Genomic DNA, 24,339 nt, shown 5'->3' with positions numbered 1-24,339 from the left:
TTAAACATTTTTTATAACCTTCATCCATTATATACTTGGGAGAGCAAGTTTGAAAGGGGAGCAGTCATGGAAGCAGTAGGTGTGATTGTTGAATACAATCCTTTCCATAATGGCCATAGATTCCACTTGGCCGAGGCAAGGAAGAATACTGGAGCAGATGTCGTTATCGCAGTCATGAGCGGCAATTTTCTTCAGCGGGGAGAACCTGCTCTTTGCGATAAATGGACAAGAGCTCAAATGGCCTTGTTGGGCGGGGCAGATATTGTCTTTGAGCTGCCATTTCATTTTGCCGTCCAACAGGCAGACATATTCGCCAAGGGAGCTGTTTCGCTCCTAGGTGCTGCACAATGTAAATACCTGTGTTTTGGCAGTGAATCCGGGGATACCGCCGCATTCGGCCGGACACTTGAATTTTTGAATAGTCAAAAAGAATCTTACCAAAAGAAAATAAAAAGCCATGTTACCAATGGAGTCAGTTATCCGAAAGCTGCCGCGTTAGCCTTTCAAGAATGTCACCCAAATGACGGTCTTGTCGACTTATCATTACCGAACAATATCCTTGGATTTCAATATATGCGTGCCATCGAGGAACTTGGAGTAGACCTTATCCCTTATACAATTACTAGAAAAAATGCTGGATATCATGATGAACACTTTTCCTCTGACTCAATTGCAAGTGCGACAAGCATCCGAAAAGCTATCTTTTCAGGCGGTGAAGGAACGGATATTAGCCCCTACATACCAGAATATTCATCCCGCTTGTTAAAAGAGTATCAACATCTTTACGGCAAGCTTCATACATGGGAGCTCTATTGGCCGTTTCTTCAATACAGGCTAATTGAGAGCACCGATAATGAGTTGCGTTCCATTTATGGCATGGATGAAGGCCTGGAATCCCGCTTTCGAAAATATGTCTTGCGCTCGGATTCTTTTTCGAGCTTTATGACAGAGGTAAAAACCAAAAGGTACACATGGACAAGGCTTCAACGGGTTTGTACTCACCTCCTGTTAAACTCTTTAAGAGACAAGGTAATCCAAGCAAGCAGAAAGGCGGACTACCTCCGGCTTCTTGGTTTCACAAAAAAGGGGAGAACCTACCTGCAGCACTATAAAAAAAACTTAGGGCTCCCTTTGTTTACGAAGGCTTCTTCCGCAAAGAATGGGGAGCTCGATAATGACATCAAAGCGGCTAGAATTTATGCCATGGGCATTAGTGGAAGCGCAAAAAAGAAACTTATGGAAAAGGAATTTATTCAATCCCCATTCCTGGAACTTTAATTGCCCAAAAGGAGCCGAGGATGTTTCCCGTACCACCCCTGGAAAACGAAACTTCTTGAACGGAATCAACAGCCCATTCAGCTTGAAAATAAAAAACTGTAGACAGATTCAATGGAAATCGAGTTTGTCTACAGTTTGAGCAAGCTTTAATTTTCAGCTTGCTTTTTCTTTTAAGCCATTCAAATAATTCAATGCGTCTTTAAAAGTATCAACTGGAACTATCTTCATCTTAGTTCCAATGTCTTTTGCAGTTCTCATCGCATCCGTGTAGTTTGATTTTTTTGCACCGCCTTCATTAGGTGCAAAAAATATCTCTGCTTTCGCTTTGTCTGCTGCAATAATCTTCTGTTCTATGCCACCTATCGGTCCAACATTACCATCCTCCGATATCCTTCCCGTTCCAGCTATTTCATACCCTTTTGTTATATCTTCCTTGTTCAGCTGATTATAAATTTCAAGCGTAAACATCAATCCTGCAGATGGACCACCGATTTCTTCGGAATTGACAGTCACTTTCGGATCTACTTTGATAGTTTTGTCATCTACTGGAACAATCCCTATTCCTGCCCGTGGATTCTTTTTGTCGAATTGCTTTAACGGAAGGACAATAGCTTTTTCTTTTCCTGCGTGCTTAATGAGGAGATTTACCTTTTCTCCTGCTTTTTTAGCACTAACATATTCAATAAACTCGGAAGATGATTGAAATTTATGTCCGTCTAAACGAGTGATGCGGTCACCAGGAACCAGCTTTCCTTCTGCCGGCATTCCCGGCACAACCTGCATGACATAAACTCCCTTGTAATCATAGTTAACCGGCAATCCTGCCTCTTTGTACGCTACAGATATGGCATTGTTCTTGGAACTATCCATCATATGAAGCTGCCTTTTCGTATAATCCTCTTCCGTCTCGTTTTCCTGCCTGATTGCTTCTACAGGAAAGATTTCCTGGTACTTGCTGTATTTTGCTATCACGTATGAATATATATTAGCCCGCCCCATTCGGACGGTCGTGAGCATAAAACTCCCCTCTTCTTCATAGCCGCCATGCACTTTAATAATTGGCGCAAGCTCCTTTGCCATTCCTGGTTTGGTTATATAATAGGGCAAATAATAAAAAGCACTTGCCACCAAAAGTATTGCCGCTAGCAAACTTACACGAAATGTTATTTTTCTTTTCATCCTCCATTGGACTCCTTCCATTCCTCAATCGCTTTCTTGATTTCGCTGATGTGCCTTCTCGCTTCCTGTTCGCCAATCTGAATAATTTCTTCTATGTTTGTAAAAGCCCTAGAACTGAACATTTCTACCCTTGGCTGAATCATAATATCGGATGCCACCTTGCGATGGGAAACAAGCTCCATTTGCATTATATCAATACTCTGCATGATGACATCGTATATAGATGAAATTTCTGCATTTGCCTTTACGTGTGAGACATCAATACCTATAACAATATCTGCACCCATTTCCCTTGCCACAGAAACGGGAATCCTGTCTGCAACTCCTCCATCCACTAGTATGCGCCCATTTCGCCTAACGGGAACAAAAATTCCCGGGATGGAAATACTCGCCCGAACTGCCTCATCAATCGGCCCTTCTTTGAAAATGACTTTCTCCCCTGATAAAAGATCTGTTGCTACCACTGAAACAGGAATATCCAACTCCTCCATTTTCTTCCCGTGAGTAAAGATTCTGATCAACTCCTTCACTCTGTTACCGGCTATGAACCCCATTTTAGGTACGGTGAAATCGAGATAGTATTTACGTCTAAAAGCACTCGCAAGCTTATAGAGCTTCGTAATATCAAGACCTGCACCATAGAAGCAAGCAACCATTGCCCCCATGCTGCTTCCAGCTATTAAATCGATTGGAACGCCTTCTTCCTTCAACACTCGTATTGCCCCTAAATGGGCAAATCCCCTTGCTCCACCAGATCCTAAAGCCAATCCTATCTTAGGTCGTTTCATTCCTTATCCCTCCTAAGAAATCTCTCGAGCCATATAAACAGATGGTCTAATTTGCGCCCTTTCGAGTATATTGATTTATATGAGGACAAGGCCGATGGAATGGCTTTACAGCAGCAATGGACACGTCTGTGCTGGCATAGATTCTTTTACCCATTGGTGGGTTTATAATATGCTTCATTTTAACACCAATTGCCATCGTTTCACAGCTTTATACCCCCGGAGGGAGGATGTACGGTGCAAAACGCAAAATTGAAAACCCTGTTCCTTGCCACAGTAGTAACACTGATGGCTTTCTCATTGATTGCCTTCCCACAGGAAGCATTTGATGCCTCCATCAGGGGGCTTGACATGTGGTGGGAAATTGTTTTTCCATCGCTGCTTCCCTTCTTTATCGTATCAGAAATGTTAATCGGCTTCGGTGTTGTAAAATTCATTGGTTTCCTTCTAGAACCCTTGATGCGTCCCCTTTTTAGAGTTCCTGGTGCCGGAGGATTCGTATGGGCTATGGGCATGGCTTCAGGCTATCCATCAGGGGCAAAACTGACAGCAAGGCTTCGGCAAGAAGGACAACTAACAAGACTCGAAGCGGAGCGCCTCGTATGCTTTACCAATTCCTCCAATCCATTGTTTATATTCGGAGCGGTTTCCGTCGGTTTTTTCTACGATGTTCGTCTCGGAGTTATTCTTGCACTCGCACATTACTTGGGGAATTTTACCGTTGGGCTAATCATGAGGTTTCACGGAGCGGAAGAGAAACCCCCTAATAAAAAAAACGATAGCCGCCCCACTCTCCGTAAAGCTTTTCAAGTCCTTCATACGACAAGGCTTAAGGATAACCGTCCCATCGGAAAGATGCTGGGAGATGCGGTTATGTCGTCGGTCCATACACTCCTGATGATTGGCGGATTTATCATTCTTTTTTCTGTCATTAATAAGCTTTTATTTCACCTTCAAATAACTGGGTTTATTTCTTTTTTTCTCGAGAAATTATTTCTATTGTTTCACCTACCCGTTGAGCTAAGTCTGCCATTCTTATCAGGCTTGTTTGAAATCACCCTTGGAAGCCAAATGACTAGCCAGGCGCAAGATGCTTCCCTACTGCAGAAGGCTATCATCACAAGTATGGTGCTTGGTTTTAGCGGATTTAGCGTACAGGCACAGGTAGCAAGCATACTTGCCCAGACAGATATCCGTTTTAAACCTTTTTTCATTGCAAGGATTCTGCACGGCTGCTTTGCGGGCATTTATGCCCTAATCCTCTGGAATCCTCTATATCTGAAGTCATTTTTTCAAGATAGTGAATCCTCTTTGGCATTGCCTGTATTCCGAGCGATGGCTGATAGCGGCTGGAACATTGCTCAATGGCATGTTCAACTTGAAACAACTGGGCCAATTATCACCATATTCACTCTTTGTTGTTACATCTATATCCAGATAAAAAGAACAGCGATGACTAAAGCATAAAAAAAACGAGCACAAGTGGCTCGTTTTTTTATGCTTTTTTAACATATTTCCCATTCAATGCTCTTTCCACTTCAGGAGGTACCAATTCACTAATATTCCCACCATATTTTGCAACCTCTTTAACAATACTTGAACTTAAAAAAGAATACTGATTATTCGTCATGATGAAAAACGTCTCAATATCTTCGTTCAACACCCTGTTCATGGATGTAATTTGCATTTCGTATTCAAAATCGGATACTGCACGCAAGCCGCGAATAATGGCATTTGCACGAACGGCCTCAGCATAATCGACAAGGAGGCCTTGAAAGGAATCCACATTTACATTAGGAAGACTTTTCGTTACCATCTTGATTAGCTCGATTCGTTCTTCTACTGAAAAGAGCGGGTTCTTTGAAGAATTGTTTAATAAAACAACATACACCTGGTCAAAAACTTTCGCCCCTCTTGTAATGATATCCAAATGCCCATTGGTTATCGGGTCAAAACTCCCTGGACATACCGCAATACTTGCCATAATTAAATGTCCTCCCTCTTGTTCTCATTCCAAATATATATTGTTATTCCAATGATGCCATACACCTCGTGCCTTACCTGCTCTAATAGACCAATTTTAGGAGGCAATACAATATCGGAAGCATGTTCGCAAATAACCTTCCCATCATATGCGAGCAAGTTGCTCTCTACCATCATTTCCATCAGCTTGATCAGCTGCTGTTTTCTGTAGGGAGGATCTAAGAAGACAAAATCAAGCAGGAAATCCCTCTTTTTTAAAGCCTTTAAAGCTCTTTCTGCATCGTTCCGATAAATTTCCGACCTGCTTTGAAGACCAAGCGATTCGATATTATCATGAATGGTAGCGATTGCCTTTTTATCTCTATCAACGAAAATGACCTTATCTAGTCCCCGGCTCAATCCCTCTATCCCTAATCCGCCGCTGCCAGCAAATAGATCAAGACCGATTCCCTCCGAAAAATAAGGACCGATCATGTTGAAGAGTGCCTCTTTCACCTTGTCTGTAGTAGGTCTTGTTGTATTGCCAGGCACCGCTTTCAACGCCCGTCCTTTTAAGACTCCTGATACTACCCTCATAAACAAACTCCTTTAATATATATATGTTTAGAATGACCTTAAGTATCGATTTTACTATTTTTACGCTTCCTATCCTACCATATTTAAAAAAGGGTTATCAAAAAAGTGTGTATATATTATGGAATTACGGAAATAATGATAGTAACAACATCAGTAAGGATGTTGTTGCCAACCGCGGAGAAGGCTTACGTTCCCCATAAGTTCTTCCTCCGGTTTCTCCTCTCCCTTTGCCTTCTGTCCTGTAAAGATATAGAAGGAACCTGCAGAAATGCAGGTTTTTTTATTTTTAAAGCAATCAGCCGGATGTAAGCTTTATTTTTCTTCCTTCCTCGGCAACGAAAACGTTAAATAATGTTTGAATGGTTTCGGATTTTACGAATAAAACCCCCTCTTTTTCAACAAAGGGACGTTCGACCAACCCGAATTTCTCTCCGTTATGCTCAAATAGCGCGCTATCCTTTTGAAATCTATAGCTTTCTTTACCTTTTTCCATGTATACAAAGCCTTTATTTACCTTATAAGTATAGCCAAGTGCTTCAATAGTTTCCCGCGCAGGAAGCAAAATACTCTCCCCAAGATCCATCACTGTTAAGTAGCCTTTTGAGCGACCGTTCACAAAAAGTGACCGTTTTCCATGAAAGGCAAGTTCGGTATATGGACTTCTGATATCTTTGTTCATTGAAAAGTAATTTGTTTCTAGACCTGCTGCAATCCCGAGCAACTTATCAAGTCTGCGGAAGGAAAGGAGGTTTTTTTCTTTTGCAATTAATTCTTTAAACGCATAGAGTTCCTCTGAGGACAAATTACGCTTTAACTCTGTTATTGCCTTCTCGGCCCTGCCAGTCGTCGCAATATCATTCGCAAATAAAGAAGTGATTGCCTCTATTATCCAAGCTTCTTCAGAACGCAATTGAGCAAAGCGTCGGGAAACAAGCTCCCGCGCTAACTGATATCGCAGCCCCTTATCCTCACGAGAAACAATCAACCCACTGCTGGAAGCGTCAATCCCGCTATCAGTCAGGACCATAGATACATGTCCTTTTTTTGCTAGTGCTGCGAAATCTGAAAACTCTGGGGTTCCCATACTGCTTTGGGATTTTCTATAAATATCTATTCCATTAGTTATTCTGACATTTTCCAATTTTTCTCTTTGCCAATAAATAGCGGGATAAGTATTTTTCCCTTTGAATACAGTATATTGAATGAGATCCTTGCTCTCAGAGCCATGAAAAGGAATGCCTGCTGCCCAACTCCCTTTTTGTTTGTTGGTATCGGTAATATTGATGGAAATTCGCCATTTTTCCACTCCACCTACCTTAACTATCCAATCTTCCAAAAGAAAAGCTCGGGAATCACCATTTATAGGGACATGGTACCTGAGCACAAAGCCTTTATCTTTCGTACTATATGATGCGCCTTGTTCATCGGTTTTCCTGCAGGGTTTACCGTCAAGATTGGAACATGTGAATCCACTCACGTTGGTTGGGAATTGAAATTGATAAATTGAATCTGTATTTAAGCCAGTAATTTCTTCGGTGATATCGAGCTCATTCGAACTCGTTTCAACGGAAACCGTGATAACGGCATGGTGAATTTTCATTGTGGTATCACTCTTTCGCTGATCATTGAATGTCGTCCACTGTACAGCGATAATGACAGCAATTACACCAACAATCAAACAAAAAAGCAAGCGTCCAGCTTTACCCATGGAACTACCTCTTTTCCAAGAAAAAAAGCGGGGATTGCTCCTCGCTTTAAATTCCCATCTTATAGTCATATTCTTTTGCTTTATCAGGAGCCGAATTCTCATACTCCAACTTCAAAAATGGTTTGAATGAAGGCTCCGCTTTCTTTACAAACGAATAAGATTGAAGTTTCTTCAATAATGTCTCTACTTCTTCCTGATTACAATATAATACTGCATACTTGAGTTTCTTCGATACATAATGGACATTGCCGAATCTTCTTAACATCTTCGCCTGCTTTAAAGAATAAAGCCAAACAATAATTCCTTGTCTTTGACCTATCATATTTTTTCCCCTTCAGAAAGCGTATGCTTCTCCTAGTCTAGCATAGAAAACAGAAATTTTTCAATGTTATCGCCAACGTTTCTATGTTTTTTTCACAGGCCAAACTATATAAATTTTATATGGCCTCGTATTTGACTCGGTTCATTTTCTCTAGCTTAAGCAGAACAGCCACAGCCGCCACCGCTTCCACATCCCCCGCCGCAGGAGGAAGCTGAGAAAAACGGATTTCCGGTAGGCACCTTTACACTTTCCGAAACAGATTTACCGACAATGATACTCACTTCATCAAGAAGGCTTTGCAGTTCATTTTCCGCTTTTTTAAATTCTGCAACAGCGTGATCAAGATCCATTTCTCTCTTTAGGACCCTGATTTGTCCCATTACCTCCTTGTAATCAGGGTGGTACCTTCCAAATCTTTGAACCTCTTCGTAACGATTTTTCATCATTACGAAAGCCTTTATTTTCCGTTGGGAATCCTGATTGTTTTGCAATCTATTGTAACATTGCCAATAATATTCAGCCTGTTCAGACTCTTTAATCATATAAGCCAAGGAACGAGCTTCCTCCAGCAAGTGTACTCTTTCCATTGTAGCAAGCATGCAACGCCCACCTCCATTTCATATTTTACCATGAAAAAGGAAGGTTTGCGAAGAAGTACCTTTCAAAAAGGAATAAGTTTACAAAAATCTCAGTCTTGTTGTTTCATACTAGCAAGCATCCCCATCATCATAGATGCCATTTGGACTCCGTTTGAAAACTTTTGGACATGATGAGGGATCGTCCGTTCATGAAAATGCAACGCTGCGATTTCAAGTGCTGATACTTCGTATGGATTTCTCGATAATTTCCGATACCATTGTGGGTGCATCCTTATATAATCGAGCAAGTCCTTTCTTCTACTAATAAATTCCATTACCTCTCTTCGCATATCGTCTAGTCCTTCCTAAAAGAGAATGGATGATGCTGGCTATTCTTCGGCTGACCCGGAGCACTCCCTTTTCCTTGGAATTGCGATAATACCGCCTGGACAGCTCCAATCGCCTCGCTAAGACTCTGAATTTGTCCTTGTACTTGATTAGGATCTAAGTTTTTTAACATTCCCATTATCTGGCCCATAAAATCTTTCTTCTCATCCTTGGAGGAGTTCTCTTGGTTATTTTTTTCCTCTCTCCACCGAGCATCCTCTTCGCCCAGCAGATACCACTCTTCATATATACCTTGCCATGTTGCTTTTCCTGAACGGACTTCCTTAATGATATGAGGGTTGGAGGCCACAAACTCCTTGAACTTCTGTACGGATGGATGGAGTTCCTTCTTTTTATTCATAGTAATTCACCTCGACAATAAAAGTGCCTATATTACGGTATGAATTTTTACCAGCAATGGTGAATTATCATTTTTCACTTTCAGTCAGAAAAAATGGTAAAATGGGAAAAAACGAAAGAGGTTCATTTATGAATAAGGCAGAAGCGATAGCATTGCTTGAGGAACTGTTCGAAAAGGCAGAGGTACAAGACAGGCTCGTAATTGATCAAATCCTGAAGGGAATAGAGAAAAAATTGACCGTTCCCGACAATTCATATATCGGATGTCTGCTTTCAGCGGAGAAAGCTGTATCAAAAGATTCATGCACCATTACCATTCCCATCTCCTCCCTCGTACATAATAATCTGAACATCGTGCATGGCGGAATCATTGCAACACTCGCCGATTCAGCTATGGGAATTTTAGCGAATGAAGTCTTAGAGACAGGATATGCTGCTGTGACAACACAGCTGAACACACATTATCTTGCTCCAGGAAACGGCGAAAGCCTGTCATGTACCGCAAGATTTTTACATAAGGGTTCTAAAACAATGGTTCTTGAAGCGGAGGTTTTTCGGGAGGATGGAAAAAAAGCCGCATTTGCTACTGGAAGTTTTTTTGTAGTGCCAGCAAACAAGTAAGGATGTTGATATAGTTTGGTTACTGCCATCGTAATCCCCATTATTCTATTCTATTTCTACCGGAAAACTATGAATGAAATAAAACGTCATGATAAAGAATGGGAAGCAATGGAGACTTTTTCTGAGGAAGCATCCGTTACAGGTGTAGTGCTTGATGCATCATCATACAAAGAAAGATACTATCTATATCGCTATAATCATGTATTATCCTTTAGGATCAGGTGCGGCCAAAATATCATTGTCGTAAAAAAAACTATCCCAATCAAAAATGGCATAAATCTTCCCACCGTCCAAAAAGGCGAAAAACTCCTGCTTTTTGGACGGTGGGAGGAAAGATACTTTCAAGTTAATAGAATAGTGAAAATATAAAGCGTCCGATAGATACCGGGCGCTTTATGGTTTCAAGATAAAATTCTGTGTGTAATGCTTCCGGTAAACCCCTACCCCAATATGCGTATACTCACTGCCTAGGAGAGCTTCACGATGTCCCTCGCTGTTCATCCAACCTTCTGTTACCTCAGGAGCATCAGAGTAGTTAGCAGCAATGTTCTCTCCAGCTAACTCGTAATCAACACCCGCTTCCTCCAATCGGTCGGAAAGGTCTCCATGTTCCTTAGAAGTATGAGAAAAATAGTCTTCTTCCTCCATTTCTCGGCTGTGCAGAAATGCCGCTTCGGCTGTCTTTTCATCCCATGCAAGGGGTTTGAGTTTATGACGTTCCCTGAAGATATTAGTGATTTCAAGTATTTGTTTAGCAGCACTTTCTTGAATTTCTTCCCATTGTTTTTCGCTCGGCTCTGTAGCCTCTACGAGTGTCCCGCGATAAACCACTTCATACGGCAATTGTTTCAGAAGTGTTTCACCGTCGAGAAAACGGATGCTTGACAGCTTACCCGTAAACCTATCTATATATAATTGAGCAAAAATATTTCCGATAGAAACAAGCGGTCTTGTATTCATATCGTCTTCTGACATTTCAAACTTATAGGAACTCCCTCTATCGTTAAATTCTACGACCGGGTTCACAGGATGACTTGAAAATATTTTTTCTGCAGGGTCCCCTATTTTGAATGGAGCGGTATCAAGCTTTTCCCCTACAGCATAAATAGTCACTAGCTTTCCATCCTTCACACCAGCCTGTACATATTGACCTTGTTTTTCATTAAAGATAAGCCAATGAAAATCATAGGGAGACTGATCTGTCCTTGAAGGCTGACCAAGAATAGCTATTAAGTAGCTTACATCCTTACCAATGTAACTTGCGAGTCCGCTTAAGGGATGCTCTGTTCCTTTTCCCTTGTTTTGATTGTTATTTTTATTAAGCGTCTTATCCACTTTGGGAGAAACTTCTTTATGGCTAATATAATCTTTATTGTCATAGGTTTTTTCGTTCCCCAAATAAAAACCAATAGCCAAGAAAACCAGTGAAAAAATAAAAATCCGGATTACGGTACGCAGATACTCACCTTCTCTCTAGCACTATTTCTATCATTATATGTAACACCACTATATATTATTATAGCATTCCCTCGGCAACATATGATAGTGACGGTATGAAGCTGAAAAATCGTAAAAAGGTGCCGGAGCACCCTTTTATTATTGTAGGGGATGGCTTTGTTCTGAGATGTTTGTCAGAGCCTGCTTCGCCTGATTATCGGTCTTTTGATCTATAGCCAAATCCCCCAACGCAACAATGCCTATAAGCTTCCCATTATCAACAACTGGAAGACGGCGAATTTGATGCTTTGCCATCATTTTTGCGGCTTCTTCTGTAGAAGCGTCAGGAGATATGGAGATAATCGCTCCTGTCATAAGCTCCTCCACTTTTGAAGAAGGTGGTCGTTTTTCCGCTACACCTCTTATCACGATATCTCTGTCAGTCATCAATCCTACAAGGTTCTCTCCATCTACAATTGGAATGCAACCAACATTATGTTCTCTCATCTTGACAGCCACTTCAAAAACATTGTCGAGAAGCGAACATGTTTCAACGGAGGCAGTCATCAAATCACTAACCTTTTCCAACGAGTATCCCTCCTGGTTTTTTTATTTACTCGTGATAGCTTTTCTCTAAACCAGTGATTTATACGTATGGGAAGATATTAAGTACGATTTCATAAAATTCATTGTTTTTCAGTCGTATTATCGTTTATTCATTGCAACTTCAATGTTTTTTTACTATTATTGATACTGAGATATCAACATTTTGATTGTTGCTTATTGTGTTTTTAGGAGGGGTTAGGATGAGATTTGAGAAAACCGGACTGGAGAACCTTACAGTCGAACTGCAAAGACTTGATGTCACAATGAATGAACACGGTTTGGTGCGGGAAGGGCAATGGGATTATGACAGAGTAACCTTCGACAGGAAATTCGAATTGAAGGACGGAACATTCTACCTTCGAATCCAAGGTTATGTTACGGAGGGAGAAGTAGATTCCAATCATGCAGTCATAAAGCTGATTGATCCACTTCTTGGAAAACACTATTATCCGCATGGCGTAGAATACGGAGAAGGGGAAGACTTCCCTAAATCCCTTGTAAGCCAATGTGAAAAACTGCTTGCATCCATTAAAACTGAAGTAGAAAAATACGCATTGTAATGACAAAGGCGCATGGCTGCATGCGCCTTTTCTCTTCATCATTTGTAATAGGAGACAGGATAGGAGCTGGACGAATTGAGGAAGTATATAAATAGAAAAACCATTACACTGATAGCTGGATTGACCGCTGCGGCGCTATTCCTATATATCATCCTGCCTGTCTCAGTTCCGCTAGCTGTCGCTCTCCTAACTGCCATATTATTGGAGCCGGCAGTCCGCTTCTTTCAGAATCGATTTAAGTTGGGCCGCAAAATCTCTGTTTTGATTGTCTTTACTTCTTTTATCCTCATCATCGGCGGTCTCGGATCTTATCTTGCAACAAGGCTCATTTCAGAATCGATTAATTTTGCTTTGCATGCCCCAGACCAAATTAACGAAATGACCGCTGTCTGGTCAGATGTCCAAGATAAATTCGTAAATGTTGCAAAAGAGATGCCTAAAGAAGTTGTTCAGGAAATTAATAACCGGACCGGGCAATTCCTTGAAAATATTAGAGATGGACTGCTGGAATACTTAAACATTAACAATTTAAAAATTTGGTTAACCAATATCCCCAGTTATTTTATCAGCTTTTTAGTATATATGATTGCCTTGTTCCTATTTCTGCTCGATTTACCAAGGCTACGTCACGCAGCTTTAAGCCATTTGAAAATATCCACAGCGGAACGGGCAAAGTTAATGAATACAAGGCTTTCGAGGGTTCTTTACGGTTTTATTAAAGCGCAGTTTTTGGTTAGCCTCATCATTTTCGCGATCTCTTTTATTAGCCTTTCCTTCATTGTCCCAAAGACTGCATTTTTTATTTCCGTAATCATCTGGGTTATCGACTTTATTCCGATTATTGGCTCCATTGTCATTCTCGGTCCTTGGGCCCTATTCCATTTACTGTCTGGAAGCTTCGCACTAGGGATAAAGTTATCCATACTAGCTGCTGTCTTGCTTATTATTAGAAGAACAATCGAACCAAAACTAATGGGAGCCCAAATAGGTTTATCTCCACTCGCAACACTTGTAAGTATGTACCTTGGTATAAAGATACTCGGGCTATGGGGATTCCTAATTGGACCAATGCTTCTAATTATTTTTCAGACAGCTCGTGAGGCAGGCTTATTTAAATTAAATATAAAAATATAACTGGACATGCCAATAGCATGTCCAGTTATATTTTTAGTAAACTTTCAACAAACTCTCTAATTTAGCTTCCAAGAATTGCTTTGATAACAGAAGTGGTTTCTCCACCTTTATAAAATACATACAAAAGCAAATAAACGGCAACACCGGTAATTCCAGTACAGAACCAAATGGTGCTAGTAAAAGGACCAAGCTTGCGATGCTTATCAAGATTATTTTTAAAACCGCTGACCAATGACAGTATTCCCATAACGGCACCGACTGTTGCAAGAGTTATATGGAAAATTAAAAACACTGTATAGTAGATTTTGATATCATCAGGACCGCCAAAAGCAGTATTTCCGATAAATACTGTCCTAGTTGCATAAATAACAAAGAAAATAACCGCGAAAACCGCTGCGGTAATCATAGTACGTTTGTGTTTTTCCACTTTCCCTTTGGCAATCTGTACCCATCCGATAGCAACCCAAATGGCACTTAAAACGATAAACGTCGTACTTATTGTTGGTAGTATTGGCAAATCAGTCATTTTCTATACCTCTCTCTCTTTTTTCTCCCATCTCCATTGTATTAGACAGCAGGTTATTTTTCAATCTTGGACAGGCAAAGTAAAAGGGTTTTCCTCCTTAGAAGGAAAACCTTCTCTTAGAAACTTCCCTCTCTTACTCTGCTGTTCTAGGTTCAATTGCATTTGGCAGCGCGTCGACCTTTTGTTCTGAGCGGAACCAGCTGAAAAGGGTATGGGCAAGGAATATTAAGTAAACAATTTCCTGGATAATTTTCATAAGGACTCCACCAAGCTGCTGATCATCAATAAGTGACAGCGAGGTAAACATTTCTGGTCCGCTTAAATTCAGCCCGGCAAGCGTAGCGGCGGGAACACAAAGCTCCATTGCCTGCGCCCACGCCTGTGGATCGGAGAACGTTGCATACATTGGGCTATCAGCAAAAATAATTAAAGCACATGCAGGAGTAATGAGAATCCCATCTGCAAAAATATAGCCTACCTTTATAATTCCTGAAATGGTTTCATACTCTTCGAGTTCGTTAATCAGCGGCCACCACATGGCAATTGCAAAAACAAACAGGATAGAAGTGTAGCCCGCATGGTACCACATATTCGTTTTAATAACGTCAAAGACAAGCGGTATATGATAAAAAGAGAACATACCATTGAAAACAATAAGTGCAATGAGTGGTCTTGTAAGGAATGTAAATACAGGCTTCATAATTGGTAATTGAAGGACTCTTCTCCATACCCAATGTGGTATACCGAAAATGAACAAAGGCGGTATTACAAGATAAAGAAAAGCCATCTGTATCATATGGGCATAAAAAGCGATATGCCCCAGCAAGTCAAGCGGTGACCCTTTAATAATGTAAAGCGTTATAATTCCAATGGTAAAAAAGGCTGCTTGTTTACCTGTCGTTTTTTCTCCGTTGAAGCGGGAATAGTATTTATAACCGATTAAATAATATGCAACAAGGATTGCAGCTAGCGTTAGAAAGTAAAAGGGGCTCCAAAGTGCACGGAAGCCGAACATATCAAGTGAAAACATGTAACCATCACCCCATCATAAAATGCAAAACTATAGATTCATTATAACCTTACTTATATACCGCGGCAAAGAAACTGCTTTCTTCCATTATCTATAAATCCTGCCCTCAAAAGTAATATCCATAGAAAAAACCGGCTGAATTAGCCGGTTTTTTCTACAGTTTATTACCACCAAATTACAGTCATGAAGGCAAGAATCGTAACAGCTCCAACCAGTACACCAGTGAAAAGGAAAAGCTGTGGATTCTCATGCCCCTTATGACTCATATGCATGAAATAATAAAGCTGAAAGATTACCTGTACAATTGCAAGCAGTAGGATGAACGGAACGACGAACCAGCCCGAAAAGTCAGCATAACCGACTGCTGCAAATGCTACAAGTGTCAGGAAGATCATGAGAGCGAAAGTAATGACTTGGTGCCTCATCTCTTCCGCATTTTTTTTCTTTCTGTAAGCAATATCGACTCTTGGGTTTCCTGAAGTTGGTTGTTGATTTGCCATCAGTTTATCCCACCATTCCCATTAAGTATACAACCGTAAAGATGAACACCCATACAACATCAATGAAGTGCCAGTAAAGGCTTGCAACATAAAATTTAGGTGCATTGTACAAGCTGAGTCCGCGCCTTGCGTTTCTTACCATCAATGTTGTAATCCACAATAGGCCAAGTGCAACGTGGGCACCGTGGAACCCAACAAGCGTATAGAAAGCTGATCCGAAAGCACTGCTAGAGAAGGTATGATGGAACTCATGTACATAGTGGTTGAACTCATAGATTTCAAAACCAAGGAAAGCTAGACCCAATAGGACAGTAATTCCCAGCCATAACTGCATTTTCTTAAAATGGAAGTTCTTCATATGATACATTGCGTAAACACTAGTCAAAGAACTCGTCAGTAACAGCATTGTCATGATAAATACAAGTGGAAGCTCAAACAAATCTTTTGCAAGCGCCTGTTCTGCATTTGGCACCTTATCTTTTAATGCCAAGTATGTTGCAAAAAGGGAAGCAAACAATACGGTCTCTCCGCCAAGGAATAGCCAGAAACCTAAAAACTTGTTTTTCGCTTCGAGGGTAGCCCTTTCAGGTGAAGCAGGCCATGTTTCATGCGTGAATTTTTCCTCTGCGTGCATCATGCCTTACCCCCTTTATCTTCATCTTCAAGCAAATCTTCTTTATGGATATGGAAACCGTGGTCATCCTTCACAGAGCGGAAGAACATCGACAGCAAAGTGATCAGCATGCCACCGATCAATACTGGTATGCCCCATGAATGCTCGTTATGGTACATTGCACCAAAAGCAGCGATAAACAAGCCAATAGACATAATAACCGGAATGATAGAATTGTTCGGCATATGGATGTCTCCAAGTGGTTCCGCAGGAGTCATTCCTTGCTTGCCTTCCATTTTTTCAATCCAGTAAGCATCTAGACCGCGTACGAGCGGAAGCTGCTTGAAGTTATAAAATGGTGGCGGTGATGGAAGCGCCCATTCAAGCGTACGTCCATCTTCCCATGGATCATTTCCTACTTTTTCATTCTTGACACTTGTAATGACAATGTTAATCAACAAGACAATCACAGCAATCGACATAAAAATGGCGCCTACTGTACTAATCATGTTTCCAGTCTCGAGCCCTTGGCCTTTCAGGAATGTAAAGATCCGTCTTGGCATACCCATCAAACCTAGGAAATGCTGGATGAAGAAGGTTAAATGGAAACCAATCAAGAACAGCCAGAATGTTATTTTGCCCAGAAATTCATTAAGCATTGTACCAAACATTTTTGGCCAATAGAAATGCGTTCCTGCCAAAAGGGCAAATACTACACCGCCAACAATAACATAGTGGAAGTGAGCAACAACAAAGTAACTGTCATGATACTGGTAGTCAGCGGCTGCTGTTGCTAGCATTATACCTGTTACCCCACCAGCAACAAATGATGGAATGAAAGCAACAGCCCATAGCATTGGAGTGGTGAATTTAATACTTCCACCCCACATTGTGAATAGCCAGTTGAAGATTTTTATACCTGTTGGAACGGCAATTGCCATCGTTGCAACAGCAAAAATGGCGTTTGCAACAGGCCCCATTCCAGTTGTGAACATATGGTGAGCCCAAACCATGAATCCAAGGAAACCGATCAAAACAGTTGCAAATACCATGGAAGAGTATCCGAATAGACGCTTCCTTGAGAAAGTAGCGAAAATTTCAGAGAAAATTCCAAATGCAGGGAGAATCAGAATATAAACTTCCGGGTGACCGAAAATCCAGAATAGGTGCTCCCATAGGATTGTGTTTCCTCCCATTGTTGGATCAAAGAAATTAGAGCCAAACATTCTATCGAAAATTAAGAAGAACAAGCCGATAGTTAATGGAGGAAAAGCAAACAAGATCAATGCCGAAGCAACAAAAGTTGACCATGTAAACAATGGCATACGCATGTAAGTCATACCTGGGGCACGCATGTTAATGATCGTAACAAGGAAATTAATCCCGCCGATCAATGTACCCGCTCCCGATATTTGAAGTCCAAGTGCATAAAAGTCAATGCCATGTCCGGCTGAGTCAAGCGATAGCGATGCATAAGATGTCCATCCAGCATCAGGCGCGCCGTCTAGGAACCAAGAAAGGTTTAGAAAAAGCCCCCCGAAGAAGAACAGCCAAAATCCAAGTGAGTTTAGGAATGGGAACGCAACGTCACGCGCCCCGATTTGCAATGGCATAATTGCATTCATGAATGCAAACAATAATGGCATCGCTGCAAGGAAAATCATCGTTGTTCCGTGCATCGTCAAAATTTCATTATATTGTCCTGCAGTGACAAAGTTGTTATCAGGTACAGCTAGCTGGATACGGATGAACACTGCTTCCAATCCACCAAGGATGAAAAAAATTCCTCCAGCTATCAAATAAAGGATCGCGATTTTTTTATGGTCGACTGTCGTTAAGTAGTCCCATATTGTCGCGCCAAACCCTTTCTTTTGAGCGTAGGTACTCACAGTTTTACCTCCCTTTCCATCGTGTTACAATTATTCCTGAACCTTAAGGCCCATTAGGTATTCAGAGACAGCATCAATTTCCTCGTCGCTGAGGTTGTATTTACCGGTCATTTTATTTCCCGGCTTATATGATTCCGGATCTTTGATCCATTTCTCAACATTCTCTTTGTTGTGTTCTAGGATACCGGCAACGCGTTCCCGCTCTCCAAAGTTGGAAAGGTTTGGACCTACCCTAGCTTTTTCAGGTGTACTGTTTGCTGGAGTTACAGCGTGACAGCCAATGCAGCTCTTATTGAAAACTTCTTGACCTGCTTGAGCTTTAGCTGTTTCAGGTTTTGCAGGCTTCTTCACTTCCTGCATATCCTTCACCCATTTATCAAATTCTTCACGGGATACGGTTTTTACTTTGAAATCCATCAATGCATGGGAAGGACCGCAAAGCTCTGCACATTTTCCATAGAAGACGTTTTCTGCTTTTTCCGCAGACTTGGAATCGAATTTAAGCCAGAACTTATTAATATTGTCTGTGTTTGTATCCATCTTTCCGCCTGCTGCTGGAATCCAGAAGGAGTGCTTAACATCTGATGCTTTCAGGTTAAAGTAAACCTTTTCATCTGTCGGGACTACGAGGTCTTGACTTGTAACGATTTTTTCGTCTGGATATTCAAATTCCCACCAATAGAGATTGGAGCGTACATTGACAACAAGTGCATCTGTTTTGCCGTCTTTGTTTTTCTTCTCCATTGGAGACACATCAGCAAGTTTAAATGTTGCTGCAACAGTAGGGACTGCCAATACTAAAAGCAAAAGGATTGGAATAACTGTCCAAATGATTTCCAGTGTATGGCTCCCCTCCACTTGTTTTGGCATTTCGTCGTTGCTTTTTCTGCGGAATCGAAATACCACGATAATAAAGATGATTGTCACAACAGCAATTACTCCCACCATGATTGCTGTGCTTAGCTTCATCAGGTCATACTGCATTTGCGCTACCTCACCGGCAGGCTTTAGTGCAGAAAGATAATTTTCTCCGCAGCCCGTCAATAGAGACATAACCGCAAACATCAAGAGCAGACGCCAGTTTGCAAGCCGTTTCATAGCTTTAAAAACCCCTCTTTCGTTTAAAATTCTAAAAGTACTAAATATAATGGATAAATTCTTTCAGTCACTGAAAGAAAGAATTTCCTAACGATGGTTATTACATTAAATGACTGTGACAATTACCATAGCCACAAAAAGGATTGTCAAGTATTGTAATGAATAGACAAACATGCGGGTTGCCCACTTGATATCATCTCCACTTCTAAAGCTCCATAATCCCATTGCTAGCCAGCCAATATTAAGGGCTGTTGCTAGGACAAGGAACGGAGTACCGAGAGCAGGAAGAAGGAATGGCAATGGCATGAGAGATGCCACCCATAGGACAATTGATTTTTTTGTAGCCTTGAAACCTTTTACGACTGGAAGCATCGGGATTCCCGCTGCACGGTATTCCTCAGCTCGCCGCATTGCCAGTGCATAAAAGTGAGGCGGTTGCCACACAAACATGATGGCAAACAGCGTCCATGCCATTAAACTAAGATTCGCGTCAACCGCGGCCCATCCAATCAGAGGAGGAACCGCACCGGATATACTGCCGATTATCGTATTGGATACATACAGGCGTTTGGACCACATAGTGTAAAGTACAACATAAGTAAAGACTCCTAATAGTCCAATTACTCCAGCGGTAACCGTTGTCATAAAAAGAAGCACGGTTCCCAAGGCGATCAGCATGAAACCCAGCGTCATCACCTTCCCCGGCTCTACTTTTCCTGTTACAGTTGGGCGTCCTTTCGTCCTCTCCATTAAATGGTCAATATCCCGGTCAATATAATTATTCAAACTGCATGACCCGGCAATGATAAGAGATGAACCAACGAGCGTCAAAAATACGATATCCAGATTCTCCAGGAAACGACTACCACTAAAGTGAAGGGCAAGCCAGAGACCGGTGAATGTCGTGATGGCATTTGAATTAACAATACCAATTTTCACCAAAGCCAAAAAGTCTTTCAGAGCATTGTTCTGCCCAGCAGTAGCCTGAATGCCTGGCTGGTTCGTCTCAAGTGCGGCTTCCGTGAAAGCCTTATGGTCTGACATCTCCATTCCTCCTTCATTTCACACCTAATTGTCCCGCTATTCTCTGTCTTAACGACAGGAAGATAGACGGTCAACATTCACGTGATTTTATCACTATTATCATTATAGAGAAGTTGTTAAATATTTGCGTAGAAAAATAAACATTCCTGAGATATATTAAAACATACTTTGGATTGCTTTTGTGAATATTTTTTGAACAATTTGTGATAAATTTATGTACAAAGGTTCTTTTCTACTCATAATCTTTATTTCTAAGCTGGTGTTTTAATGAAGGCACCATTAGTGGACGTGTAAATCATGTCTGTTTCAAAAATATCCCGGTTCCGCATACATTATCAGTGTTTGCAAACATTTCCCAAAGAGACCCCATCTATATTACTATCAGACAATATGTTTATTTTCAACTATTTTGTATTAATTATGGTTGTTTTCCACACTCTATTACGATTGAATTTTTTTGGAAATAAATATAGAAAGTCAGTTTTCTGTCCTTTTTTCAAAAAATCGGATATGATAGAACCAAATTTAATATTTTCATACGATATCTTTTATTATACATGTCAAGATATCTGTTAGACAATTAATCGAACTATTAGCACAAGCAGGTGAATTCATGAATCGCTCATTAAAACCGTTGGCAGTGGTAACCACTATCGGCATGCTCTTTGTATTGATCGGCGGCGCACTCGTGACTAAGACAGAATCCGGCATGGGTTGTGGAAGGTCATGGCCCCTCTGCAAGGGAGAACTAGTTCCCTCAAACATTACACCGGAATTGGTTATCGAATTAGCTCACAGGGTCGTTTCCGGTACAGTCGGACTTCTTGTCCTAGCACTCTCCATTTTGTCATGGCGTGCTATTGGTCATATCCGAGAGACAAAATTCCTGTCTTTCCTATCGTTTTTCTTTTTGATGCTGCAGGCACTGATAGGCGCAGCGGCTGTGAAATGGGGACAATCCGATTTTGTACTTGCTCTCCACTTTGGAATTTCACTCATATCTTTTGCCTCAGTATTCCTGCTAACCCTTTTAATCTTCGAAATAGACAAGAAGTTCGATGCAGGCCGGCTGATCATCGACCGGAGGATGAGTTTCCACATTATCGGTATCACTATTTACAGCTATATAGTCGTTTACACAGGGGCGCTCGTTAGACATACGAATGCGAGTCTCGTATGTAAGGATTGGCCGCTTTGTGTCAATACCCAGCCTGGTCTGCCAGGAAACATGCATGAATGGGTGCAAATGGGCCACAGGGCTGCGGCTGGATTGATTTTTATCTGGATTGCTTATGCTTCTGCTATCGCTGCAAAGCATTACCTCCATCAGAAAGTGCTCTTTTGGAACTGGATGGTTACCCTTCTCCTTGTGACACTTCAAGTAATTGCAGGTGCATTGGTAATTTACTCAAGGCTTAATCTATACGTTGCGCTCGGGCATGCATTTTTTATTTCTTGTATGTTCGGTGTCCTAAGCTATATGCTCCTCCTTGTTTCTAGAAGCAAGAAAAATGCATCAGCACTTTCACAAGATCGCACAACCCAAAGCCATCATGCATAAAAACAGACTGCCATCAAAAAACGATGGCAGTCTGTTTTTTAGTATCTATGTGATTTACTTACAGGTTTGAAGTTTTTCGTTCCGTTTCTTTTCGGTACAGCCTTTAAATGCTTTTCCGTCTTATCTTTATTGTTATACTTTTCTTCAAAGTTCATGAACATTGAAACATTCACAAGAACACCCATCGCAAGGGCGAGCTGCAGCAATGATGATCCCCCGTAGCTGACAAAAGGAAGAGGTACGCCTGTGAGAGGAATAACGCCTGATGCTCCTCCTAAGTTGATGAAAGCCTGTATTCCAATCATGCTCGATATGCCAATGGCTAGAAGACTTCCAAAGGGATCCTTGCATCTGAGGCCAATATAAATGCCCCTTAACACAATATATGCCAACGCCAATATGACAAAACCTACACCTAAAACACCAAGTTCTTCAGAAATAACTGAGATAATGAAGTCTGTATGGGGCTCTGGGAGATATCCAAGCTTCTGTACACTCTGTCCTAGTCCAAGTCCCTTTATTCCGCCAGAACCAATTGCATAATAAGAATTCGCAAGGTGATAGCCTGAGTTTTTTTCATCCGCAAATGGATCACTGTAAGAAGTTAATCGGTCTTGTCTCGTCTCCGAAAAAATCTCTTCTTTGAACCCTAATCCAATAATTAACAAAAACAAAAAGGCAATACCTAGTAAAACAAGCATGTTTTTCATATTGATACCAGAAGAAAGAACAATCGTACCACCTATTGCCGCAATGATTGCAGCGGTACCAAAATCGGGCTGAATGGCGACAAGCCCGCATATAATAACAAGATAAAGAAGCGGTGGACCGATTCCCCTGTTAAATTGATTAATAATGGGCTGCTTCTTTGAATAAACAGCACTTAAATAAATGATGACGCTTAGTTTGGCAAACTCCGATGGCTGGATGCTCCTTTTGCCTAGCTCAATCCAGCTTAGGGCATTTCCTGCTACCTTTCCGAACAAGAAAATTGCTAATAATCCCCCAATAATCAATAATACCATCGATACAAGAAATCTCGTGCTCTTCATTGCCTTATATGGAAAAACAGCACCGACCAAAAAAACAATGCCTGCAATGAAAAGGTTCCATTTTTGCTTCTGAAAGAAAAAGTCACTCGGGTAGTCATACCGCTGTATCGCGGCAACAATGCTCGCGCTGTATACCATGATGAGCCCGAAGAGAGACAAAAGCACCATGACGACGATCAATGTGTAATCATATGATTTCAGTATATTTTTCAACATTGTCTTTTCCCCATCTTCTAAGTTGTTGTATGTATTCGGTTCGATACATCCTATTTCCTGCAAACAAATTTGATTAGTCGAAAAATATTAGATTGACAAAAAAACCCAAACAGGTAGATGCTGTTCAGGTTTTTAAAATGTTATTTTCTTTGTGAAGCCTCGTGAAGGGCGGATAATTCCCGTTCAAGCTGATCGAGAATTTCCTTTCCCTCTCGCTCATCCACTAAGCCGAGCCTCACCGCAAAATCTATTTCCCTAGACAAGCCAAACATTTGAGTATCAAGAACCTCTTCGTAAAGAGGGCATTGAGGCATTGTAAGGTTGTCCATCTGCACTTTAATCAGCCTTAATATTTTATCAGCGTCAGCCTTGAGCAAGGCGTGGGCCTTTTCCTGATGATTGACGATCATTTCGGACGCCAACATAATCCCCCCGTTTCCGAGCATTACCCGATCCTATCTTTAAATTTTACCTTTTGGCAGGCAAAAATGCAAGGGTAATAAGGGATATGGACACTTCCAGTTGCCGAAAAGCCCCTGCGGTGACTTTTTGCCTTTTAAAGGCTATACTTGGAGGGAAAAGACAATATATTCATCAACACAGGAGGAAGTAAATGGAAACCATATTGCCTCTCGGCGGAAACGTTCAATACAAGATCACACTTGACCCTGGGGTCTGGATTTTCGATGACAGAAAGGTTGATTTAGATACATATTTTCATTCATCTAAAGATAGATTGAACGCCTTGGAAGAATATACAAAAGACATTTCCGCACATTGGGATCGCGAAATTGCGGAAGGCTCGGTTTTTCCGCCGACTTTAAAAAGCGAGAAGAAATTCGAAAAACAAAAAATGATGACTGGTACTTTTGGAATCCCATTTGAACCTTTTCTTCAAAATGCTAAGCCGCATGAAAAAGCGGAAAAATTGATCATTCAGCACGGCGGAGACAGTACCACCATCCTTCTCTCAGAAGCGAAGAAATTAGTCCTTGCCTTCTCTAAATGTGGGAAACCATTAAAAGAGGATGGACCTGTTCATGTTTATTTCGGAGATGGTTCAAATTTCGATTCACCAATTAAACATGTCAACGGTTTCATCGTTGAGTAAATCTTCGTGATGTAATAAAGAAACACAAAAGACCACTACACACATAAACGATGCCACTTTTCAACAAAAAAGTCATTCTTCCATCCTGTCTAGGTGGAAGAATGACTTTTATTTTATTTTTAGCTACAGCTTCTTATCTTCTTTTGTCCTGTTAATGTTCGCTTTAAAGGTTCCCCAGCAGGTTC

28 protein-coding genes are annotated in these 24,339 nt (G+C 41.1%); 8 read left to right on the top strand and 20 right to left on the bottom strand.

Annotated features, from left to right (window positions below):
- Positions 1-66: 66 nt before the first annotated feature.
- Complete coding sequence (locus tag BQ5796_RS05635) at positions 67-1,278, top strand: nucleotidyltransferase (RefSeq protein WP_071459339.1); 1,212 nt, start codon at positions 67-69, stop codon at positions 1,276-1,278.
- Between the two features lie 153 nt (positions 1,279-1,431).
- On the opposite strand, the gene BQ5796_RS05630 is transcribed toward BQ5796_RS05635, so the two are convergent.
- Together BQ5796_RS05630 and BQ5796_RS05625 are read right to left on the bottom strand one after the other, a co-directional pair.
- Entirely contained in the window at positions 1,432-2,457 is a 1,026-nt protein-coding gene (locus tag BQ5796_RS05630; protein ID WP_071459338.1) for a SepM family pheromone-processing serine protease, read from the bottom strand.
- On the bottom strand, positions 2,454-3,245 hold the full coding sequence (locus BQ5796_RS05625) for a patatin-like phospholipase family protein (protein WP_071459337.1): 792 nt from the start codon (positions 3,243-3,245) through the stop codon (positions 2,454-2,456). The genes BQ5796_RS05630 and BQ5796_RS05625 overlap by 4 nt, the downstream gene beginning before the upstream one ends.
- A gap of 234 nt (positions 3,246-3,479) precedes the next feature.
- On the opposite strand from BQ5796_RS05625, the gene ylbJ reads away from it, so the two are divergent.
- Positions 3,480-4,709: a sporulation integral membrane protein YlbJ gene (gene ylbJ, locus BQ5796_RS05620; protein ID WP_097677980.1), complete on the top strand. Its 1,230-nt coding sequence runs from the start codon at positions 3,480-3,482 to the stop codon at positions 4,707-4,709.
- Between the two features lie 28 nt (positions 4,710-4,737).
- Here the strand turns inward: ylbJ and coaD are convergent, their stop codons facing one another.
- The 7 genes from coaD to BQ5796_RS05585 all read right to left on the bottom strand — a co-directional run bounded on the left by coaD (position 4,738) and on the right by BQ5796_RS05585 (position 9,157).
- A complete protein-coding gene (gene coaD, locus BQ5796_RS05615; RefSeq protein ID WP_071459336.1) occupies positions 4,738-5,226 on the bottom strand; it encodes a pantetheine-phosphate adenylyltransferase in 489 nt (162 codons plus the stop codon).
- A 2-nt stretch (positions 5,227-5,228) separates the two neighbouring features.
- Positions 5,229-5,801, bottom strand: a complete 573-nt coding sequence (rsmD, locus tag BQ5796_RS05610) for a 16S rRNA (guanine(966)-N(2))-methyltransferase RsmD (protein WP_071459335.1) — start codon at positions 5,799-5,801, stop codon at positions 5,229-5,231.
- A gap of 295 nt (positions 5,802-6,096) precedes the next feature.
- The gene (locus tag BQ5796_RS05605) at positions 6,097-7,509 is read right to left on the bottom strand and encodes a stalk domain-containing protein (RefSeq protein ID WP_071459334.1); all 1,413 of its coding nucleotides are present in this window, start codon (positions 7,507-7,509) and stop codon (positions 6,097-6,099) included.
- Positions 7,510-7,555: 46 nt separating this feature from the next.
- The gene (locus BQ5796_RS05600; RefSeq protein WP_071459333.1) at positions 7,556-7,831 is read right to left on the bottom strand and encodes a YlbG family protein; all 276 of its coding nucleotides are present in this window, start codon (positions 7,829-7,831) and stop codon (positions 7,556-7,558) included.
- Positions 7,832-7,986: 155 nt separating this feature from the next.
- Positions 7,987-8,430 carry a YlbF/YmcA family competence regulator gene (locus BQ5796_RS05595; protein ID WP_071459332.1) on the bottom strand — a complete coding sequence of 148 codons (444 nt, stop codon included), beginning with the start codon at positions 8,428-8,430 and terminating at the stop codon, positions 7,987-7,989.
- An 89-nt stretch (positions 8,431-8,519) separates the two neighbouring features.
- Entirely contained in the window at positions 8,520-8,744 is a 225-nt protein-coding gene (locus BQ5796_RS05590) for a YlbE-like family protein (RefSeq protein ID WP_346190281.1), read from the bottom strand.
- A 20-nt stretch (positions 8,745-8,764) separates the two neighbouring features.
- Positions 8,765-9,157, bottom strand: a complete 393-nt coding sequence (locus BQ5796_RS05585) for a YlbD family protein (RefSeq protein WP_071459330.1) — start codon at positions 9,155-9,157, stop codon at positions 8,765-8,767.
- A gap of 128 nt (positions 9,158-9,285) precedes the next feature.
- Here BQ5796_RS05585 and BQ5796_RS05580 point away from each other — a divergent pair, with 128 nt between their 5' ends.
- Together BQ5796_RS05580 and BQ5796_RS05575 are read left to right on the top strand one after the other, a co-directional pair.
- Positions 9,286-9,777, top strand: coding sequence for a PaaI family thioesterase (locus tag BQ5796_RS05580; protein WP_071459329.1), 492 nt, complete (start codon positions 9,286-9,288; stop codon positions 9,775-9,777).
- A gap of 15 nt (positions 9,778-9,792) precedes the next feature.
- Positions 9,793-10,146, top strand: coding sequence for a hypothetical protein (locus BQ5796_RS05575; protein ID WP_071459328.1), 354 nt, complete (start codon positions 9,793-9,795; stop codon positions 10,144-10,146).
- Positions 10,147-10,170: 24 nt separating this feature from the next.
- On the opposite strand, the gene BQ5796_RS05570 is transcribed toward BQ5796_RS05575, so the two are convergent.
- Both BQ5796_RS05570 and BQ5796_RS05565 read right to left on the bottom strand, forming a co-directional pair.
- Positions 10,171-11,112 carry a CAP domain-containing protein gene (locus tag BQ5796_RS05570; protein WP_234969311.1) on the bottom strand — a complete coding sequence of 314 codons (942 nt, stop codon included), beginning with the start codon at positions 11,110-11,112 and terminating at the stop codon, positions 10,171-10,173.
- Positions 11,113-11,373: 261 nt separating this feature from the next.
- Positions 11,374-11,802, bottom strand: a complete 429-nt coding sequence (locus BQ5796_RS05565; RefSeq protein ID WP_071459326.1) for a CBS domain-containing protein — start codon at positions 11,800-11,802, stop codon at positions 11,374-11,376.
- A 218-nt stretch (positions 11,803-12,020) separates the two neighbouring features.
- Here BQ5796_RS05565 and BQ5796_RS05560 point away from each other — a divergent pair, with 218 nt between their 5' ends.
- Positions 12,021-12,380: a YugN family protein gene (locus tag BQ5796_RS05560; protein WP_071459325.1), complete on the top strand. Its 360-nt coding sequence runs from the start codon at positions 12,021-12,023 to the stop codon at positions 12,378-12,380.
- A 75-nt stretch (positions 12,381-12,455) separates the two neighbouring features.
- Positions 12,456-13,514: a sporulation integral membrane protein YtvI gene (ytvI, locus tag BQ5796_RS05555; RefSeq protein ID WP_071459324.1), complete on the top strand. Its 1,059-nt coding sequence runs from the start codon at positions 12,456-12,458 to the stop codon at positions 13,512-13,514.
- Positions 13,515-13,575: 61 nt separating this feature from the next.
- Here ytvI and BQ5796_RS05550 read toward each other — a convergent pair whose 3' ends face one another.
- From BQ5796_RS05550 to cyoE, 7 genes are all read right to left on the bottom strand, one after another.
- Entirely contained in the window at positions 13,576-14,040 is a 465-nt protein-coding gene (locus BQ5796_RS05550; protein ID WP_071459323.1) for a DUF420 domain-containing protein, read from the bottom strand.
- A 133-nt stretch (positions 14,041-14,173) separates the two neighbouring features.
- Positions 14,174-15,070: a cytochrome c oxidase assembly factor CtaG gene (gene ctaG, locus BQ5796_RS05545; RefSeq protein ID WP_071459322.1), complete on the bottom strand. Its 897-nt coding sequence runs from the start codon at positions 15,068-15,070 to the stop codon at positions 14,174-14,176.
- A 164-nt stretch (positions 15,071-15,234) separates the two neighbouring features.
- A complete protein-coding gene (ctaF, locus tag BQ5796_RS05540; protein WP_071459321.1) occupies positions 15,235-15,570 on the bottom strand; it encodes a cytochrome c oxidase subunit IVB in 336 nt (111 codons plus the stop codon).
- A 4-nt stretch (positions 15,571-15,574) separates the two neighbouring features.
- Positions 15,575-16,204 carry a cytochrome (ubi)quinol oxidase subunit III gene (locus BQ5796_RS05535; protein WP_071461164.1) on the bottom strand — a complete coding sequence of 210 codons (630 nt, stop codon included), beginning with the start codon at positions 16,202-16,204 and terminating at the stop codon, positions 15,575-15,577.
- Positions 16,204-18,072 (bottom strand): cytochrome c oxidase subunit I, encoded by a 1,869-nt coding sequence (ctaD, locus tag BQ5796_RS05530; RefSeq protein WP_071459320.1) that lies wholly within the window; start codon positions 18,070-18,072, stop codon positions 16,204-16,206. The genes BQ5796_RS05535 and ctaD overlap by 1 nt, the downstream gene beginning before the upstream one ends.
- A gap of 30 nt (positions 18,073-18,102) precedes the next feature.
- Positions 18,103-19,170 carry a cytochrome c oxidase subunit II gene (coxB, locus tag BQ5796_RS05525; RefSeq protein ID WP_071459319.1) on the bottom strand — a complete coding sequence of 356 codons (1,068 nt, stop codon included), beginning with the start codon at positions 19,168-19,170 and terminating at the stop codon, positions 18,103-18,105.
- Between the two features lie 105 nt (positions 19,171-19,275).
- A complete protein-coding gene (cyoE, locus tag BQ5796_RS05520) occupies positions 19,276-20,214 on the bottom strand; it encodes a heme o synthase (protein ID WP_071459318.1) in 939 nt (312 codons plus the stop codon).
- Positions 20,215-20,827: 613 nt separating this feature from the next.
- Here cyoE and BQ5796_RS05515 point away from each other — a divergent pair.
- On the top strand, positions 20,828-21,775 hold the full coding sequence (locus BQ5796_RS05515) for a COX15/CtaA family protein (protein WP_071459317.1): 948 nt from the start codon (positions 20,828-20,830) through the stop codon (positions 21,773-21,775).
- 38 nt (positions 21,776-21,813) lie between these two features.
- On the opposite strand, the gene BQ5796_RS05510 is transcribed toward BQ5796_RS05515, so the two are convergent.
- A complete protein-coding gene (locus BQ5796_RS05510; RefSeq protein WP_071459316.1) occupies positions 21,814-23,043 on the bottom strand; it encodes an FtsW/RodA/SpoVE family cell cycle protein in 1,230 nt (409 codons plus the stop codon).
- Between the two features lie 140 nt (positions 23,044-23,183).
- Entirely contained in the window at positions 23,184-23,465 is a 282-nt protein-coding gene (locus BQ5796_RS05505) for an Fpa/YlaN family protein (RefSeq protein ID WP_071459315.1), read from the bottom strand.
- Between the two features lie 191 nt (positions 23,466-23,656).
- Between BQ5796_RS05505 and BQ5796_RS05500 the strand changes: the two genes are divergently transcribed.
- Positions 23,657-24,154 carry a hypothetical protein gene (locus BQ5796_RS05500; protein ID WP_071459314.1) on the top strand — a complete coding sequence of 166 codons (498 nt, stop codon included), beginning with the start codon at positions 23,657-23,659 and terminating at the stop codon, positions 24,152-24,154.
- The last annotated feature ends 185 nt before the right edge of the window (positions 24,155-24,339 follow it).

Source organism: Bacillus massilinigeriensis, from assembly GCF_900111815.1.
Lineage (GTDB): Bacteria > Bacillota > Bacilli > Bacillales > Cytobacillaceae > Mesobacillus_C > Mesobacillus_C mediterraneensis.
This window is presented reverse-complemented; position numbering and strand designations above follow the sequence as displayed.